Here is a 16,677-nt window from a genome sequence, read left to right as displayed (position 1 = left end):
CGCGAACTAACAACGAATTTAGTTAGATACGTTCAAGCTTTCCTCCTGCTTGCAAGCGAAAACGCTCTCCACGCCACTGCACACGGTTGCCGCACCAACTGGTTACATAGATGGCAAAGCTAATAAGATCGCTTACTGGCAAGAGATACCATCTTTTTCGAGGGGCCGGATCGTCGGTTAAGAAAGACACCATAAAGACGGTAAGCAGGCGCACCAACAAAACGCTGGGAACGATAACCGCGATTTCCCTTAGGGAAGGCTGTATCAATGCCCATAGCAGCGAAAGTGCGAAGCCGTGGGTGATAAGGGAGCCGGCATAACCCATTGGACGACAAGCGCGCACCGTGCGGGCCCAGCGGAGCCGGCGCGACCACATCTCTTTAAAGGCGATGGCACCTAAAACATCGTCCACCATGTAGTTAGCGATCACCACTTTGTAACCAGCTTGGCGCACTTTTTGGCCGAGCAGAAAGTCATCGGCTATTTCGTTGAGCAACGGCTGCAGGCCACCGATGCGTTCGAGCACAGTTTTGGGGATGGCAATGGTCGAACCGAAAGCGAAACCGACGCCCTCTAGCATTCGGCTAACAAGGGCACTGGGGATGAAGTCGGCACCGATTCCAAGCGCCTCTAGCTGGGCGGCAAAGGAGTGTGCTAGGGCGCCCCGATAGGGACAGGTCACTAGCCCAACGCTCTGTTGGGAATTTGCAGTTAAGAAATGGGCGGAGATAGCGCGCAGATAGTCAGGGCCGACGCGCATGTCACTATCCGCGATAACAAGCAGCTCATGTTCGGCAAAAGGCAGCAGAGCAAGAAGGTTAGCGACTTTACGGTTGTTACCCTCCGGCTTGTTAGAGCTACTGAAAACAACCTGTATGTTATGGTGTGGGTAGCGTTTTTTGAGGTCAACGGCGACGGCTAAGGCTGGATCATCGGGATCGAAAGCGGTAAAGAGGACTTGGAAGCGGTCTAGGGGATAGTCCTGCTCGATGAAACTGCGGAAATTCTCTTCGGCATAGGGGTCTACACCACATACCGGTTTGAGAACGGATATGCCAAGTGCAAGGGGTTGGTTTGGAGGAATGGCACTATGGCGCCATTGCCATGCAGCCACAACGGTAAGGCAGGCATAGGCTAGATAGCCTAGGAGACCGGCATCGAGGAGGAGTCTTGCAAGCACGATCGCTTCTTTCATTTCCCGCTTGCCTCCCCCAGGCCTACAAGGATCACTCCAATAACAATGGCAACATAGCCTAGCCATTTCAGCGGCCCGACGTGCTCTTTAAGAAAGGTGGTCGCCAAAAGTCCTCCTAGAGGATAGGAGAGAGCGGTTATAGGTAGGACGAAGCTGAACGGAGCTATTTTGAGCGCCCACATGTAAAGGAAAAAGTAGGCAGCCATGAAGGTGGTGCCTATGATAACCCAGTGGTTATGCAGAACAGCACCGACCTGATGCCATAGTGTGCCATCGCCGATCTGTTTCATCCCTCGTGAGAGCATGGCTTCGCCAAAGCTGATGGCAAATACGGCAATAAATGTGATAAATGCTGCCTTCCACTTCAGCGGGCTCATCGGTTTAGGCCTTCTCTACGTAGTCGCGCAAAGCCCTCCTCTACAGCCTCCAGCAGGCGGGTATGAAGCGTGGGGTTGGATGCGGCGATCAGCGAACCGAAGTTGGCTTCGGTGGTATCTAAAAGCTTCCAATCGGCAAGGCTACGTCCCCACGCGTCCGAAAGAACGCAGCCGGCCTCTTGTGCGATGAGAGCGGCTGCAGCCACATCGTAGCCATAGAGCGACAATGGGCGCCCCCCTCCATAACGGACGAACGCCTCGCGCGTTTGTGGAAAGTCCTTTAGGAGCCGATTGCGAACATCTACCACACCAGCCAGTTGGCCTGTAAGGAGGCGTGTTAGCTCGTAAGCGCTGCTGTTGAGAATAAAGAACCCGCCCTTTAGGGTAGTCTGGCTAGCCATGTCGGAGACGGCGCGGAAGACGAGATCGAGGGGGGCGCCTACCACCTCCAGCGTCCATGCCATGTTGGCGACTTCGGTGGTGGGAGAAAGTGTTGGAAGCACCTGTTGGCCAGCTTCGTTAAGAATGCAGGCGCCTCCACCACGCTCGGCAGAAAAGAGATAGCTTCCCTTTATCTCAGCGATGGCGGCATAGCGCACGTCGGAGAGGGTAGGGGCTTCGCAATAGTCGGCCCAGGCCACGGAGACCACGCAAGCCTCTAAACCCGCGATGGCGCTGCGTGTTCCATCGATGGGGTCGATGATGAGGATGCCTTCAGGGCTGCGATCGGGAAAAGGATGTACAAGGCCCCTATCCTCGGAGTAGTAGGCTACATTGACGTTGTGCTCATGCAGAAACTGCTCGACGGCAGCTTCTGCGATGTCATCTATATCGAACGTGGCGTCGCCGCTGGATGCTGTCCCTGTCACCTTTCGGGCGCGCCAGGTGCCGAGGTTAGGATAGACGGCCGCTTTTACATGCGCTGCTAATGCTCGAATCGTTTCTTGGGGAGTCATGGTTCCTCGATAAATAGTTTAGAATGCCTATTCAGGATACCCTCTTCATGGCAGGAAAAAGAAATCGGTATAATGCCTAAAAACGTAGAGGCGATGGCATGGCAGAGACTGCAGATGTGGTAATCATTGGTGCCGGCGTGATCGGTGCGAGCGTGGCGCACCATCTGGCTACACAGAAGGTGGGAAAGGTGCTTCTGGTGGAGGCGCAGGAGCGTCCTGGGTTAGGTTCTACCCGTTACGCAACAGGTGGCTATCGTGCACAGTTCAGCACGGCCATCAATGTCAAGCTTTCATTGTTGTCGCGAGAGAAGTTGCGCTCCTTCCAGGAGGAAACCGGCATCGATTCGGGCTATCGTCCTTACGGGTATCTTTTTTTAGCACGACGGCCGGAACAGATGGAAGCGCTCCGTCAAGCGATGAACGTGCAGCGAGCGGCGGGTCTTTCCGAGGTGCGCGAGGTAAGTGTGGAGGAGATACATGCGATCAATCCTTGGGTAAGCACAGAGGATATCGTTGGAGGCACGTTTTGTCCAACCGACGGTTTCACACGTCCCCTGCAGATTCACGAAGGCTATTTGCGTTCTGCGGTCAGGAGCGGGGCCTCTCTGTTATGCGAGCGGCAGGTTATTGAGATACAAAGTGACGGCGGGCAAAGGGTACGCGCCGTTCGTACCCAGCGTGAGACTATTGAGACACGCACTGTGGTGAACGCAGCTGGCGCATGGGCAGGTGAGGTGGCGGCGTTGGCAGGTGTGGCTCTTCCGGTTTGGCCTGCAAGGCGTCAGGTAGCTGTGAGTGTAGAGCAGCCCGTTTTGCCCGACACAATGCCGATGACAATAGATGTGGAGGACGGGTTTCACTTGCGGGTGAGGGATGGCCGTGTTCTTCTGCTGTGGCCGGCAGAGACGCCAGGTCGCTATCCCTACGATGTCTCATTCTATGAGAGATGGTTAGAGGGCCTCAGAACGAAGATGGATCGGCGTGTGCCGGTATTAAGATCCGTTGTCCTAGATAGAGAGGCTTGTTATTGCGGTTTGTACGAGATGTCTCCAGACAAGCACGTGGTGTTGGGGGAGGCCCCACGTTTAAAAGGATTTTATCTTGTAAACGGATCGTCCGGCCATGGGGTAATGCACGCGCCCATTTTAGGTCAGCTTGTGGCGGAGATGATACTTTTTGGCCAGACACGCACATTGGATGTGCACGCTTTGCGTCCTACACGTTTTGTAGAAAGCGATCTTAACCCGGAGACGGGCATCTTGTGAAGTTCCGTTTTGTGGGGCTCAGTAAGGACTAGGCCTCAATGGGCGGATGGAAATCTATGGCAGAAGCAGGGGCGAGGAGAAGTTTTTGGCGTGGGGTGAGGTTTTCCCAAAAGTGTGGGGGAAAGGGTACCTGTTCAGGGGCTCTGTAGGTTTGCTGACTCCAAGCAAGCATGCAAGGAGCATATTTGTAGAACAGGGTACGTCGAGTTCCCGGCCCTTTCCATGGGAGGGTTCCGTGCAGAAGCGCTTCTGTGAAGATCACGCAGTCTCCTGCTTTACAGGGGATCTGTTCGACGATGGGGGAGGGGCGCTGTAGAGCTTTAATATCCGGTGGGCAGGGGAAATTGCTCTTATGACTACCGGCGACGACGGCGAAACCACCGGCGCCTGGAGGGACATCGGTCAGTGACCAAGAGACCACGGTCAGACCGCAACGAATCTGGCCATTATCGCAGCGATAGTAGTGACAGGGATCGAAGGGAACCGTATGCGGGCCGTGGAGTTTGAGGCCTTTATGGCCTGGCTCGAGAAAGATAGCGTAGTCGTGGTCAAGGCGAAAGCGCTCTCCTAGAATCTCCCGAAGGATGGGAAGCACACGTGGATGGTCCATCAGGTTTTGAAACAGCGGATGCCATGTGATGGGGTTTTCGATATGCTTATTAGCTGTTTGGCCTCGCCATTGCGGGTCGCGCTCGGCCTGGGCATCTATCCAGGCGTTCATTTGGCGCACGGTTTCGGCATCTAGGACTTGTGGCAAAACCAGGTAACCTCTCAGGTCGAAAAGAAAGCGTTCTTCCTCATTCATAGCCTCTCTCCTATGCCGCGTTGTTTACACGAAAAATGCAAATGCCCCTCACGCAACGCATGAGGGGCAAGAGCGGGAGACGAGTTTCGAACTCGCGACCTCTTCCTTGGCAAGGAAGCGCTCTACCACTGAGCTACTCCCGCACACGAACCGCTAAGCGTAGAGCCAATGGGCAAGAGGGGAGTTGAACCCCTACGCCTTTCGGCACCGGAACCTAAATCCGGCGTGTCTACCATTCCACCACTCGCCCATGGGATTTCGGTTTACGGAGCACCACCGTTCACCTCAAGGGCATTTCTTATTATAACAAGAGGCAGGGCTATCTGTCAAGTGGATACGTAAACAGGTTAAGCGGTCTGTGATGAAAAAAAGCCTCCCACTACCAATTGGTAGAGGGAGGGAACGTATTGCATTTAGGCTCTCGGAGTGAGATGATGAAGCAAGAGGTTCTGTTCTTTAATAGTTGATTCCGCCTCCTGCCCCCCCTTTGCCCGTTAAAGGAGGAGGTTTCATGTGGGGGTACGTATGTTGTACCGCCGGTGGTTTTACAGCCTCTGGGCTGGGAGGCGGAGCTGCCGTAAGCGTTGGGTTGTGTGAACAGCCGCTTACAAGCAGCAGAAGCAATGGAAAAAGGCCGAGGCGCCACTTCTGCACAAATCTGTTGGTCTCTCTTCTTTCTAATTGCATAGCCATTCTCCTTTGAAAGGAACGCATCACATGTCGGTTCCTTCTTTATTGAGCGACCACAGATACTGACTCAGATCGGTAATCTGCACATTGCCGTCGGGGATGCCACGGTACCAGTTGGTTCCGGCGGCAAGGGCACCTGGGGTAAGCCATTTGGTGTGTCCATCGCAGAAAGCCACGTTACCCCCTTGGCTATGGCGGGGGTCGAACATATTGGTATCTGTGATCTGCGCCCCATTAGGGCCACCAAGACCACAGGCTTCCCCATCGCCGAAGTCGCAGGCTCCCCAGGCATCAAGCCCACAAGCTAGCGAGTTAGCCCCATAGTCGGCCGGAGAGTCAACGAGATCGCTAGGGTAGAAAGCGCCGGTTGCCGGCCCTGAGAGGATGACATCCGGTTTCGCATCGGTTATTAGCACCGTGTTGGCCGGCTCTTCTATGCGGGCGATGTTAACCGGAAACCCCCAAACCTGGCTAGCCGTTGGCAATACTTGATGGGGATCACAGCCGGGATCTGGCTGCAGATAGTCCAGATTCATAGCATAGGTAACGAAGTAGGATGACCACTGATCGCTTGTATTCGTGGGGTTGGCGGACCACTGGTGGTAGAAGTCTGCTTCGAGATCGGGGCAATAAAAAACAGAGTTACCTCGGTTGAGCGGTGATTTCACGTAGGGTTCGATAGTTTGCGGCCAGTCGAGGCGGGCGGCGATGCTACCTCCGCAGAAGAAAGAGACGCGGCTCGTGAGGCTGAGATCGCAGTTGTGGGCAGGAACCATCGTCTCATCGTAATCTTCTTCGTATTGGAGAATACCAAGTGTGATCTGCTTCATGTTGGAGAGGCAGGTGATCTGGCGTGCCTTCTCGCGGGCCTGAGCGAAAACAGGGAAGAGAATGGCCGCTAATATTGCTATAATAGCAATAACGACGAGAAGTTCAATAAGAGTAAAACCCATTCTTGATAGTTTTGTTTTCATGCTTATTCGGTCCTTTCCTTATCGCTAGGAATATTAAGGCGACGTTTTTTAGGGATCGTGGAGGTTGAGTGATAGATCGCGATCGGCGCTTCAAGTAATACGTGTTGCCAGGTTCCATCTGAGCCTACCTTCATTCGACGCAGCAGCACCTCAACGGCGCGAGTGCCCATGCTCTCAAAGGGCTGATTGGCGGTGGTGAGGGTGCAACCATGAGGGCTCCACCGTTCCGTCCCATCGAATCCGGCCAAAGCGACATCATCGGGGACGCAGACACCAAGTTTTCGTAGGACAGATTGGGTTCTCTGGGCAACGTGATCGTTAACGGCAAAAAAGGCCGTGGGTGGATCAGGGCGTTGAAGGAGCGAGCGAATGAGGGGAAGAAGCCCTTCTGAGGGGTTGTCTTCTGGGGAACCAGGGTCTCTACAGACCAGTTCCGGGCAATAGGGGATACCAGCGAGTTCGAGTGCACGGCGATAACCTCGAAGGCGCTCTTCCACAGTGGAGGCCGTGTCAAGGTTGGAGACATGGGCGATAACCCGACTGGCCTCGTGAAAGGAGATGGCGCACGATGTTCTCGGCAGCGTGGATGTTATCTACGCCAACATAGTCGGCATCGAAGCCCTCTGGAGGACGGCGGTCAATGAACACCATGGGAATGCCGGCCTCGCGAACCCGCTCAAGAGCACGGATATTTTCGGTGCCTCCAAGGTACCAGAGGATGATGCCGGCGATGTCCCGATCTTCGCGCATGCGCTGAAGAAAAAGCCGTTCTGCGCGACGGATGGAGGGCCAATCCGACTCGACCGGGGTTTCCGTAATCAGACGAAAGTGGGCCTCATCAAGTGACTTACGGATACCCCGCACGATCATGGCATAGGCTGGATCGCCGGGGGTAGGCCAAAGCCAAAGGCCGATATTGAAACGCCGTGTGGCAGCGTTGGATGAAGGGGTTATTACTGAGGCAGGGGTTTGAATAATAGGCCGGCATTTGGCCGAGCGCACGAGAAGCTGACGTTGTTCGAGTTCATGGATAGCAGCGCGTACGACGATGCGGCTAACGCCGAACTCCTGAGCGATCTCGCGTTCTGCCGGCAGCCATTGGCCGGAAAGGTACACGCCGGTACGTATACGATTTTCCAGGGTGTCCGCGATATGTTTAGCGGACGGTGAGAGCGCGTTTTTGCGCACCATGTGGAAGAGTTCCTATGTTCTGGATCTTTGACTATTATACTAAATATTCCATAATATGTCAAATGGTCGTCAGATCGCTCGATTCCATCTTCAAAATGGACCTATTTTAGTATTTTTGGTCTAAAACGATGACAGAAGCGCCCTAGACGTCTCGGTAATAAGAGGCCCCATGAGTTTCGCCAAATCACAGCTCGTCCATCGAAGTACGCTTCACTACCATGAGGGTATACTTTCTGCACGGAGAAACTAAGGCGTTCTCTCCCTGCGTAAAGGAAACTGCCTATAGTGCCAAAGGTGATAGAGAAATCGTTCCAAAAAGGAGTTTGGAGTGTGCGCGGTTGGACGGTTGGATGTGGTGTGCTCTGCTTACTGATAGCGTCTTCCATGGCGATGGCGCAAGGTTCTGGCACTTCCCCTTCCCTTGGTGGCACAGCCCACGCAACCCCGCCGCTTTCCGCCCAGATGAAGCGCCTTGCCGAGCTGTATCATCAGGCCGGGATGCTTCAGCAGGAGGGAAAACTCGATGAGGCTTTAGTGGCCTATCGTGAGTTCCTTCAACTAGCGCGTGCCCAGCACCAGCCACCTCAAACTCAGCTGCTCGCTCTGGCCCAAATCTATAATATCTACGCCCAGCGTAAAGACCTCCAAGGAATCGAAACGACGCTTCTTCAGATCGTGAAGGTGATTCCCACAGATAGTGAGGCGTGGGCGCGTCTTGCTCGTATTGCAGCGGCCAAACGCGATTGGGCTAAAGCGCAGCAACTCGCTCTCCATGCCCTTCATTTGAAACCGCCGGCGCCCATTGCAGCCCTCGCTCATGAGACCCTTGGTATAGTTGCACTAGGACGTAAGGATTATCCAACAGCCCGACAGCAGCTACATACCGCCCTCCAGTTGACACCAAACGACTTGGACGCGCGCTATAACTACGCTTTTGCTCTCTACGCCTCCGGCAACTTGCGAGAGGCGGAAACACAAGCCAAACTTGTTTGTGAGAAGGCGCCGAAAAACCTGTCGGCCCTATTCTTGTTAGCCTCCATTCGTCAAACGGGGCGTGACCTGAAAGATGCTATCGCGACTTACGATCAAATTCTTGCCTTAGACCCGCGCAACCATGAAGCGCTCTTCAACCGCGCACTGCTTGCGCAGCAGATCGGTATGGTGCAGGAAGCCGAGAAAGCCTACGTGGAGTTGCTAAGGCTCTATCCCAACGATGTGCCTGGCCACTTCAACTTCGGCTTGCTCTATGCGGGCTTGAAAAACTACCCAGCCGCTCGGAACCAGTTTCTTCTCGCCGCTTCCGTTTTAGACAAAGAGAAGTCGAAGAGGGATCCGTTGCTTATCAAGCTGCTTGCTAACCTCGCACAGGTGGAAGCGCAGATGGTTTTTGATACGGCCAATGTGGCCCAGCGTCAGGAGCTTATCGCACAGGCCGAAAGGCACTATAAAGAGGCGATCGCCCTCGACCCCAATAATCTGCGTCTGCAGTATCAGCTTGCTGTGCTCTATCGCAATGTAGGGCGCTATGAGGATGCCTTGGCCATCTATAAAAAGCGCTATGCGGAGGACCCCTCCGATAGCAGCGCTGCCTTCGGCATTGCGGATGTAGCCTTTATGCAGGGGAAACCTGATGATGCCCTCGCAATTTGGCACGATTTTGTGCAACACAATCCGAAAGACCCCATTGGGCATATCCAATACGCCCAGGTTCTAGAGTTGCGCGGGCGTTGGCAAGAGGCTGCCGACCAGCGGGCCGCGTTGGTGGCGTTGAACCCTGAGGATGGAGCCGACATGCTTTCGCAGGCGCACGATCTGCTGCAGGCCAACCAGTTGGCGGCGTCTCAGGCCATCTATAACAAAGTTCTCTCGCTAAAGCCGCAGTCCAAAAGCGCTCCCAACGTACCGAATGTGGCCACTGCGGCCAACGTTGCCTCCTGGAGACTTTCGGCCTTACAGGGACTAGCCGATATTGCGCAAAAGCAGAATAAGTTAGCCGATGCCCTGCGCTATTTGCAACAGGCGGCTGAAGAGGATCGCACCAATGCTGCGCGTAACCATACAAACCCACATGAAGAGCCTTACCTGGAAATGGCCTCGATCTATGAAAAAGAGAATCAACCCGATAAGGCCATCCAGGTACTGAACCAACTTGCCGCGCTTCTGCCCCTCAATGAAAAGCCCTATGTGGAGCTCGGACACATCTACGAACGGCAGGGTAAAGTGGAACAGGCAGTGGATGCGCTGATCAAGGCATCACAACGCGCCAAAGACCCTCTACCTGACTCGCTGGAAGCAGCCGATGTCTACCGAAGCCATAAAATGTATGATAAGGCGATCGCTCTATACCAATCTCTGCAGAAGCGCTTCCCAAAGAGCATCGAACTGTTAAGTGATTTAGCCCAAACGCTAGAGCAGAGTGGGCAAGACGAGCAGGCTTTGGGCGTCTATCAGCAGCTTTATAAGGTCAATCCCACCCTCGTGTGGGTGTTGGATAAAGAGGCAACGGTGCTGACTCGCTTAAAGCGCTATCCTGAGGCCGTTGCCCTTCGTGAGCAACAGATCGCCGCCGCACCAAATAATCCTCAGGCCTACGCGGATCTGATCCACCTCTACGCGCTTGAAGGAAAACCAGAGGAGTGTCTTGCCTGGCTTCAAGCCAAAGCCCAACAGCAGCCGGATAATGCCTCCCTGCTGACAGCTCTGCTCGACCAGTACGATGCGCTAAAGCGGCACCAGGAGGGCATCTCCTATCTCCAGGGATTGGTGAGCGCACACCCGAAAAATGCGGTCGCCCTCGCCTGCATGCAGGCGCTGCAGAGCCATGGATTGAAGAAGGAGGCGTTAGATATGATGGCGCAAGTTGCTCAAAAGGCGCCCACCGATGCCTCAATTCAGGAATCGTATGCGGCTATGCTGAGCGATAATGGAGACAAAAAAGCGGCTATCGCTGTTTATCAAAAATTCTTGCAACAGCCAAATATCCCAATGGCCGAGCAGCTCCAGATGCGACAGCTATTGGCCCAGCAACTACAAAGCACGGGCGATCTAGCAGGAGCACAGGAACAGTATGAGCAGATCTTGAAAGAATCACCAAACGATACGCAGTCGCTGTTAAATCTCATTACGCTCTGGAAAGGGCAAGGGAAGTTAGACCAGATCATCGCTTTCTGCACAAACTTTGTAGCACAACCCGGGCTTTCCCAGATGCAACGCGCGTGGACGTATACCTATCTTGGGCAAGCTTTTCAGCAGCAGAAGAACATCGCAGAAGCGCGGGCGCAATATCAGGCTGCTTTAAGATGTATGCCGCAGTTTCCACCTGCGGAGACCGCTCTGGCTAATCTGCCGGCAAAATAAAGATTAGGATAAGCAGAAGAAAGGACTTTTCGCATGAGTGATGCACATCCTCAGGAACGATCTCAGGCGGCTGTACTAGAAAGCCGTCCGCCTCTTTTGGAGATGCGCCATATCAGTAAACAGTACCCTGGCGTGAAGGCCCTTGATGATGTAAGCTTCTCTTTGGAGCATGGAGAGGTTCATGCGCTGCTAGGAGAGAACGGGGCAGGGAAATCTACGCTCATCAAGATCCTATCGGGGGTCACGATGGCGGATCGGGGAGAGATCTATATCGAGGGCAAGCCGGTGGTTATTGATAACCCACAGAAAGCTATGGACCTCGGAATCTCCACGATCTATCAGGAGTTCAACCTTGTGCCCTATCTCAGCGCGGCGGAGAACATCTTTTTAGGGCGCGAGCCGCAAGGGATGTTGCCGGGCTTTGTGGATTTTAAAACCCTCTACCGCGAGGCCCAACAGCTGATGGATCGCATTCGAGCGCGTTTCGACGTGCGAACCCCAGTAAATCAGCTGAGTGTGGCCCAGCAACAGATGGTGGAGATCGCGAAGGCTTTGGGGCGCAAAACCAAGATACTAGTGATGGATGAGCCTACGGCTACCCTGACCGAACATGAAATTGAAGCCCTTTTCGACCTCATTCGGCAGTTGCGTTCGGAAGGAATTAGCGTGATCTATGTCTCGCACCGGCTTGAGGAGATATTCGAGATTTGCGATAGGGCTACGGTCCTACGTGATGGGCACTACGTGGCGACCAAGAAGGTGGCCGAGCTAACACGCGATGAGATCATTCGTCTAATGGTGGGGCGCGAGCTCAAAGAGGCCATTCCTAAAGTTGTCGTGCCCATCGGCCCTCCGGTATTACGCGTGAGCCATCTCAACCGGAAGGGCGTGCTGCATGATATCTCTTTTGAGGTGCATCGGGGCGAGATCGTGGGTTTAGCCGGTTTGGTTGGAGCGGGGCGCACTGAGACGGCACGCGCTATCTTTGGCGCTGACCCCATTGATAGCGGCACGATCGAAGTGGATGGAAAACCGGTGCGCATCCGTTCGCCGCGCGATGCTATCCGAGCGGGCATCGGGCTGGTAACGGAGGACAGAAAACAGCAAGGGTTAGTGCTAGGAATGGCCGTGCGCTCCAACAATACGCTTTCCAATTTGCAAGCGCTCTCTGCCGCCGGCTTTATTCGCTTGGGGAAAGAGCGCAGCGTTGCCGAGAAATATCGCCAGGAGCTCAGTATTAAGACGCCGACCATAGAGCAGACCGTAAAAAACCTCTCTGGTGGCAACCAGCAGAAGGTGGTGTTGGCTAAGTGGCTTTTTGCTGGCGCAAAGGTGCTGATTTTAGATGAGCCGACGCGCGGCATAGACGTGCGTGCGAAGAGTGAAATCTATGAACTAATGAACGAACTGGCCTCGCAGGGCGTAGGCATTTTGATGATCTCTTCGGAGCTGCCGGAGATTTTGGGGATGAGCGATCGCATCCTCGTGATGCATGAAGGGCGTATCGTTGGGGAGCTGCGTCGCGAGGAGGCCACCCAAGAGAAGATCATGCACTTGGCTACAGGCGGAGAGTAGCTAGCCATGGAAAGCCCGCCGCCTCTTTCAAGCTCTAACATTCCGCCAGCCTATCCTTATCCTCCAAGCGTAGGGCCGCCACGTCGTTCGACGGGTACAAACTGTTTGCTTTGGACGCTGGGCGGCTGTGGTGTGCTCGTATTGCTAATGGTTTTAGGAGGAATTTTTGCTACCAAAAAAGTTGGTCACCAGTTTCAAGGTCTCTTTCAATCTATTGGGGCGGCTCCGATTTGTGAGCAAAAACTTTTGGAGATACGCACCGGCCTGCAGCTCTATGCGAAAGATCACGGCGGGAAGTTTCCACCAAACCTTCAAGTACTTGTTCCTAACTATCTTCCAGATACCACCAGCTTTACCTATCGTCCCAGCGACAACGACCCACCCCGTACGGTGTTCTACAAACCGCCTGCCCCAAATGCGCCCGGCGATACCGTTGTGGCGCGGTTTTGGCTAGGTACCTTCCATATTTCCGACATGCAAAAGCAATCTATCTACCTCGATCTCTTAAAAGATGGCACCATCGTGGAAGATCAGTTTGTTCGCCAGTATCTACCTGAGCGACAAATCCCCGGCGAAACCCCATCCAGACCTCATCGTTAAGATAGATCGTCGAGGAAGCTGACGAAAATCGTGCCACTAGCCTCTTCGATCTCCACGGGATAGGTCGGTATCCCATACCCGCCGATGGTGAGGCACTCGCCGGTTTGCAGGCTAAAACGGAAGCCGTGTCGGCGACAGACAAGTATCTCACCCTCTTCCAAGTATCCGTTGCATAGTGGAGCATTTTGATGAGGACAGAGACTACCAACTGCATAGCACCGACCTTCGTGGAGGAAGAGCGTGCACTCTCGTTCCTCGTTGAGGGATACAGTAAGCCCCCGACCCGGCAAAAGGTCTGCCATTTGGGCGACAGCCACTCGGCGCCATTGCATCGCTTAAGTTTAGGCCTTCTTACAATCTACCACCGGCACCCAACATACCTCCAGGTAGGTTGTTCCCTGCCGGCAAAGAGGAGGTGGGCGCTTGCATGGTCGAAAGGTCTACTTTCCACATACCGTGATCGTAGCGCATGAGGAGATTCTGTTGACTATCGGCGCTAAGAGGCCCAAAAGTAACGTGTAAGGTAATCGGAACCGTGGCCGTGTCGCCGTTGATAATCGCGTGCCCTACCTTCGCCCCTTTAAACCACTGAAAGATCATATCCATCAGCTGTCCGGCTCCAGCGCTATTCATGGCAGCACGCTGGCGATTGAAATTGTCTGCGAAACTCTTCGCATCGGGATATTTTGATCTTATAGCATCAGGCAGTATAGAGAGGTTGTAGACGGTTTCCATATCTTCGCTGCTGATTGCGGCTACGAAGCGTTTGGCCGTGTCTTCTGGGTTTGAGCGCGCGTGCATCCACCATAGGTAGCCTCCGGCGCCCAGCGCCACAAGGAGGGCAAGAAGGCAGAGTGCAATAACATAACCGGCGAGCTTGCTCTCCTTTTCTTGCTTGTGTTGGATGCGATAGGTGGTTGATGCCATGGCGGGGCGGGCAGCTGGCGTAGTGGGCATCGGTTGTGCTGGATTCGGGCCAGATGGGGTAGGGCCTGGCACTGAGGGCGATGGAGTCGGAGTTGAAGGCGGTGTTAACAGTTCTCCGCTTAGCGAGCGCAACGGTTTACGGCAGCTAGGGCAGTAGAAGTTCGTCTGTTCATCAACAGGTTGGTTACAATGAGGGCAATTGATCATAAGCAGTCTCCTATTTGGCTAGAAATTGCTTCCGGGTGGGTTGGGCGTAATCTGCAAAAGGTTAGTCAGGTCGGACTTCTGAAGCCAAACTTTCCAGTGTCCATTTCTATCTTGAATAAGGCGAAACAGCACGTGCACCGTATGAGTTTTTCCAGCTTGGTAAAGGGCCTCATGTGCCATGCTGCTAGTGACGTACAGGGTCGCGTCAATCTGAACGGTGTTTGGGGGCGAGGCAGGTTTGGGAGGGGCTAGGTCGAAATTTGGCAAGCGCTCAGTGTAACCGTGGGCCAGCGGGCAGCTGTTCTCATATTGCTTCTCGGTGGGGTAGTACATCTTATCATAGTCGCTGAGCATGTCGTACTGTTCGTCTGAACGACCGGCCTCTATCGCGCCGAGAAAGACTTTGAGCGCATAGGCTGGCGACTTACGATAGACGTTGAAATAGTAGTTTACTCCCCAAGCAATCGCGCCGATAAGGCAGATGAGAATGACAAATTCGGCAAGCCCCATTCGGCTAGAATAGGCCTCTCCATCCCTGCGCAACCCGCCGCTAACGATGCGTGCCATAAAACCTCCTTAAGAAGTAGGTCGCGAAACTATTCTACGCTTATTTGCAATCTTCCTGCTTTTTAATAGAAACAGGGGATAAGTCGGTAGAGTTCCTCAGTACAACGCTTTGGCAACGGCGCAAATAGCCTGTGCGGCATGGGCAACGTCGTCATCATCCACATCGAGATGTGTTACCAAACGAATGCGATGGGGGCCGGTGGCGTGACAGAGCACACGATAGTCGGTCTGAAGTCGTTCCACAAAAGCTTCTGCGGGCGCCTGGGTTTGAAAATAGACCATATTGGTGGGTGGGTTCGGGCTTTCGACCAAAATGCCTTGAGCGTCGGCGATGTTTTGAGCGAGCTGACGGGCGCGGCGGTGGTCTTCGGCAAGGCGCTCGATATGGTTTTTTAAAGCGTAAATTCCTGCTGCTGCGAGAATGCCTACCTGTCGCATGCCGCCTCCAAGCATTTTACGCACGCGTTTGGCTTGTTGGATGAACTCGTAAGAGCCGCAGAGTACGGAGCCAATGGGGCATCCCAGGCCCTTGGAGAGGCAGAAGGTAAGGCTATCGGCGCACGCCGCAAATTGGGCTACGGGAGTGTTCGTGGCAATAGAGGCGTTAAAGATGCGCGCGCCATCTATATGGACTCGTACATGCTGTGCTTGACAAAGCGCGTAGATACGTTGATGCACTTCCAGGGGGATGGGGTACCCGCCGGCACGATTATGGGTGTTTTCCAGTATCACAAGCGCGGTACGCGGGCTATGAAGGGAGGCAACATGTAGAGATCGTTCGATCGTTTCCAAGCAAGGCACGCCCTCTTTGCTTGGGAAAGTGCGGGTTAGGACATGAGCTATTCGAGCGGGTGCACCTACCTCGTAAAGCATGGAGTGAGCCTCGGTGTCGAGCAGAATCTCGTCGCCAGGCTGTGTATGCACGCAGATGGCCACGGTGTTGCTCATGGTACCGGAGGGCATAAACAGGGCCGCCTCTTTTCCGGTGATTTGGGCGGCAAGCTGTTGCAGTTGATGGACGGTGGGATCGTCGTCAAACACATCATCTCCTACCTCTGCCTGCGCCATGGCCTCACGCATTGCGGGGGTAGGGCGTGAAACCGTATCGCTACGGAGGTCTACGATTTCGTGCATGGCAATATCTCCGCCGAAGGGCTACCGGATGTTTTGTTTAGAAGAAGCGCAGCCCGATGATGAATCCGCTGGTATTGTAGCCGTGAATCGAACTGCCGATGCGAAAACCGGCCGAAAAAGTAAAGTAACGCGCAAAGCGATAATCGGCCTCGATGGCTCCTCCCGGAGCAAAGGTGGTGGTATCTACGCCGACGCTACCAGCGTTCAGCGTGGTGGCATAGGCGCCGAGTGTGAGGAGAAAGCGCAGATGATTGTTGCGCAGGGGCGTAGAGAATCGCACACAGGGGCCAACAAAGCTAACACTATTGCCACCGCTGAAAGGAAAGAAATGGTCGTTTGCGCTAAGGAACTCCACGCCACCGGCCACCTCGTAGCTTCCGATCCGGGCGGGAGCGCTGAAGAAGTTGCCTTCGGAGTAGAACTTGGGGCTGCCAATGGCATTCACAAGCTTGTGATCGAGGAAAAAATAGCCTCCGATATCGAAGAAGGAGGCAAGAGTACGCTCCGCTTGATTTTGAGCACGCGCAGGGCACGTATCCTCCAAAAGACCGCCGATGACAAACACGGCGAAACAAAGAACCATCGCAAGTCTTGATCGGTGCAAGAGGCTCCTCCTCAATGGACAGAAATACTTCAAACAAAATTCGTGATGAACCTTCAAGATTCCTGCTTATTTGTTGAATGCTCCCTTGGTTCCCAAGCCGAGCGTAGGGACATGCTTGGCAATCCTGCAGGCGATCGTTCCTTTTATCGGTGATGGCTCAGGCATTGTCAATGCCTCGCAGCCTGAAGATAGGCCCTGGGTTGGGGGAAGTATCGTATTGGAGCCAATGCGGCACCTTGTGCATGATCTCTCC

At 54.1% G+C, this 16,677-nt stretch carries 17 protein-coding genes and 2 tRNA genes; 4 read left to right on the top strand and 15 right to left on the bottom strand.

Going from position 1 to position 16,677, the window contains the following annotated elements; all coding sequences use genetic code 11:
• Positions 1-22: 22 nt before the first annotated feature.
• The 3 genes from hpnI to CCALI_RS05480 are packed head-to-tail and all read right to left on the bottom strand — an operon-like array spanning position 23 to position 2,528.
• Positions 23-1,195, bottom strand: coding sequence for a bacteriohopanetetrol glucosamine biosynthesis glycosyltransferase HpnI (gene hpnI, locus CCALI_RS05490; RefSeq protein ID WP_016482479.1), 1,173 nt, complete (start codon positions 1,193-1,195; stop codon positions 23-25).
• On the bottom strand, positions 1,192-1,572 hold the full coding sequence (locus tag CCALI_RS05485) for an EamA family transporter (RefSeq protein WP_016482478.1): 381 nt from the start codon (positions 1,570-1,572) through the stop codon (positions 1,192-1,194). Before CCALI_RS05485 ends, hpnI begins: the two co-directional genes overlap by 4 nt.
• On the bottom strand, positions 1,569-2,528 hold the full coding sequence (locus CCALI_RS05480) for an inositol monophosphatase family protein (protein ID WP_016482477.1): 960 nt from the start codon (positions 2,526-2,528) through the stop codon (positions 1,569-1,571). The genes CCALI_RS05485 and CCALI_RS05480 overlap by 4 nt, the downstream gene beginning before the upstream one ends.
• 98 nt (positions 2,529-2,626) lie before the next feature.
• On the opposite strand from CCALI_RS05480, the gene CCALI_RS05475 reads away from it, so the two are divergent.
• Positions 2,627-3,793, top strand: a complete 1,167-nt coding sequence (locus CCALI_RS05475) for an NAD(P)/FAD-dependent oxidoreductase (protein ID WP_016482476.1) — start codon at positions 2,627-2,629, stop codon at positions 3,791-3,793.
• Positions 3,794-3,821: 28 nt separating this feature from the next.
• Here CCALI_RS05475 and CCALI_RS05470 read toward each other — a convergent pair whose 3' ends face one another.
• From CCALI_RS05470 to CCALI_RS05440, 7 genes are all read right to left on the bottom strand, one after another.
• A complete protein-coding gene (locus CCALI_RS05470) occupies positions 3,822-4,598 on the bottom strand; it encodes a phytanoyl-CoA dioxygenase family protein (protein WP_016482475.1) in 777 nt (258 codons plus the stop codon).
• A gap of 71 nt (positions 4,599-4,669) precedes the next feature.
• Positions 4,670-4,741: transfer RNA gene (locus CCALI_RS05465), tRNA-Gly, on the bottom strand.
• A 26-nt stretch (positions 4,742-4,767) separates the two neighbouring features.
• Positions 4,768-4,848: transfer RNA gene (locus tag CCALI_RS05460), tRNA-Leu, on the bottom strand.
• A 206-nt stretch (positions 4,849-5,054) separates the two neighbouring features.
• Positions 5,055-5,285, bottom strand: coding sequence for a hypothetical protein (locus CCALI_RS05455; RefSeq protein ID WP_016482474.1), 231 nt, complete (start codon positions 5,283-5,285; stop codon positions 5,055-5,057).
• 26 nt (positions 5,286-5,311) lie between these two features.
• Positions 5,312-6,262 carry a DUF1559 family PulG-like putative transporter gene (locus tag CCALI_RS16310; RefSeq protein WP_016482473.1) on the bottom strand — a complete coding sequence of 317 codons (951 nt, stop codon included), beginning with the start codon at positions 6,260-6,262 and terminating at the stop codon, positions 5,312-5,314.
• Between the two features lie 2 nt (positions 6,263-6,264).
• Complete coding sequence (locus tag CCALI_RS05445; protein ID WP_052572336.1) at positions 6,265-6,759, bottom strand: substrate-binding domain-containing protein; 495 nt, start codon at positions 6,757-6,759, stop codon at positions 6,265-6,267.
• A gap of 13 nt (positions 6,760-6,772) precedes the next feature.
• Entirely contained in the window at positions 6,773-7,453 is a 681-nt protein-coding gene (locus CCALI_RS05440) for a GntR family transcriptional regulator (RefSeq protein ID WP_044948915.1), read from the bottom strand.
• 285 nt (positions 7,454-7,738) lie between these two features.
• Here CCALI_RS05440 and CCALI_RS05435 point away from each other — a divergent pair, with 285 nt between their 5' ends.
• Genes CCALI_RS05435 through CCALI_RS05425 form a run of 3 tightly spaced genes read left to right on the top strand, consistent with a single transcriptional unit; the run spans position 7,739 to position 12,985 of the window.
• Positions 7,739-10,810: a tetratricopeptide repeat protein gene (locus CCALI_RS05435; RefSeq protein WP_044948913.1), complete on the top strand. Its 3,072-nt coding sequence runs from the start codon at positions 7,739-7,741 to the stop codon at positions 10,808-10,810.
• Between the two features lie 33 nt (positions 10,811-10,843).
• Positions 10,844-12,385 (top strand): sugar ABC transporter ATP-binding protein, encoded by a 1,542-nt coding sequence (locus tag CCALI_RS05430; RefSeq protein ID WP_016482471.1) that lies wholly within the window; start codon positions 10,844-10,846, stop codon positions 12,383-12,385.
• 6 nt (positions 12,386-12,391) lie between these two features.
• The gene (locus tag CCALI_RS05425; RefSeq protein WP_016482470.1) at positions 12,392-12,985 is read left to right on the top strand and encodes a hypothetical protein; all 594 of its coding nucleotides are present in this window, start codon (positions 12,392-12,394) and stop codon (positions 12,983-12,985) included.
• On the opposite strand, the gene CCALI_RS05420 is transcribed toward CCALI_RS05425, so the two are convergent.
• From CCALI_RS05420 to CCALI_RS05400, 5 genes are all read right to left on the bottom strand, one after another.
• Positions 12,982-13,317 carry a Rieske (2Fe-2S) protein gene (locus tag CCALI_RS05420; RefSeq protein ID WP_016482469.1) on the bottom strand — a complete coding sequence of 112 codons (336 nt, stop codon included), beginning with the start codon at positions 13,315-13,317 and terminating at the stop codon, positions 12,982-12,984. The genes CCALI_RS05425 and CCALI_RS05420 overlap by 4 nt on opposite strands.
• Before the next feature lie 19 nt (positions 13,318-13,336).
• The gene (locus CCALI_RS14935) at positions 13,337-14,119 is read right to left on the bottom strand and encodes a zinc ribbon domain-containing protein (protein WP_016482468.1); all 783 of its coding nucleotides are present in this window, start codon (positions 14,117-14,119) and stop codon (positions 13,337-13,339) included.
• A gap of 18 nt (positions 14,120-14,137) precedes the next feature.
• Entirely contained in the window at positions 14,138-14,686 is a 549-nt protein-coding gene (locus CCALI_RS05410; RefSeq protein WP_016482467.1) for a hypothetical protein, read from the bottom strand.
• Between the two features lie 96 nt (positions 14,687-14,782).
• Positions 14,783-15,820 (bottom strand): low-specificity L-threonine aldolase, encoded by a 1,038-nt coding sequence (ltaE, locus tag CCALI_RS05405; RefSeq protein ID WP_016482466.1) that lies wholly within the window; start codon positions 15,818-15,820, stop codon positions 14,783-14,785.
• 37 nt (positions 15,821-15,857) lie between these two features.
• The gene (locus tag CCALI_RS05400; protein WP_016482465.1) at positions 15,858-16,424 is read right to left on the bottom strand and encodes a hypothetical protein; all 567 of its coding nucleotides are present in this window, start codon (positions 16,422-16,424) and stop codon (positions 15,858-15,860) included.
• Positions 16,425-16,677 lie beyond the last annotated feature (253 nt).

Source organism: Chthonomonas calidirosea T49, from assembly GCF_000427095.1.
GTDB classification, from domain to species: Bacteria; Armatimonadota; Chthonomonadetes; order Chthonomonadales; family Chthonomonadaceae; genus Chthonomonas; species Chthonomonas calidirosea.
Note: the sequence above shows the minus strand (reverse complement) of the source record. Positions and strands in the feature narration are given on the sequence as shown.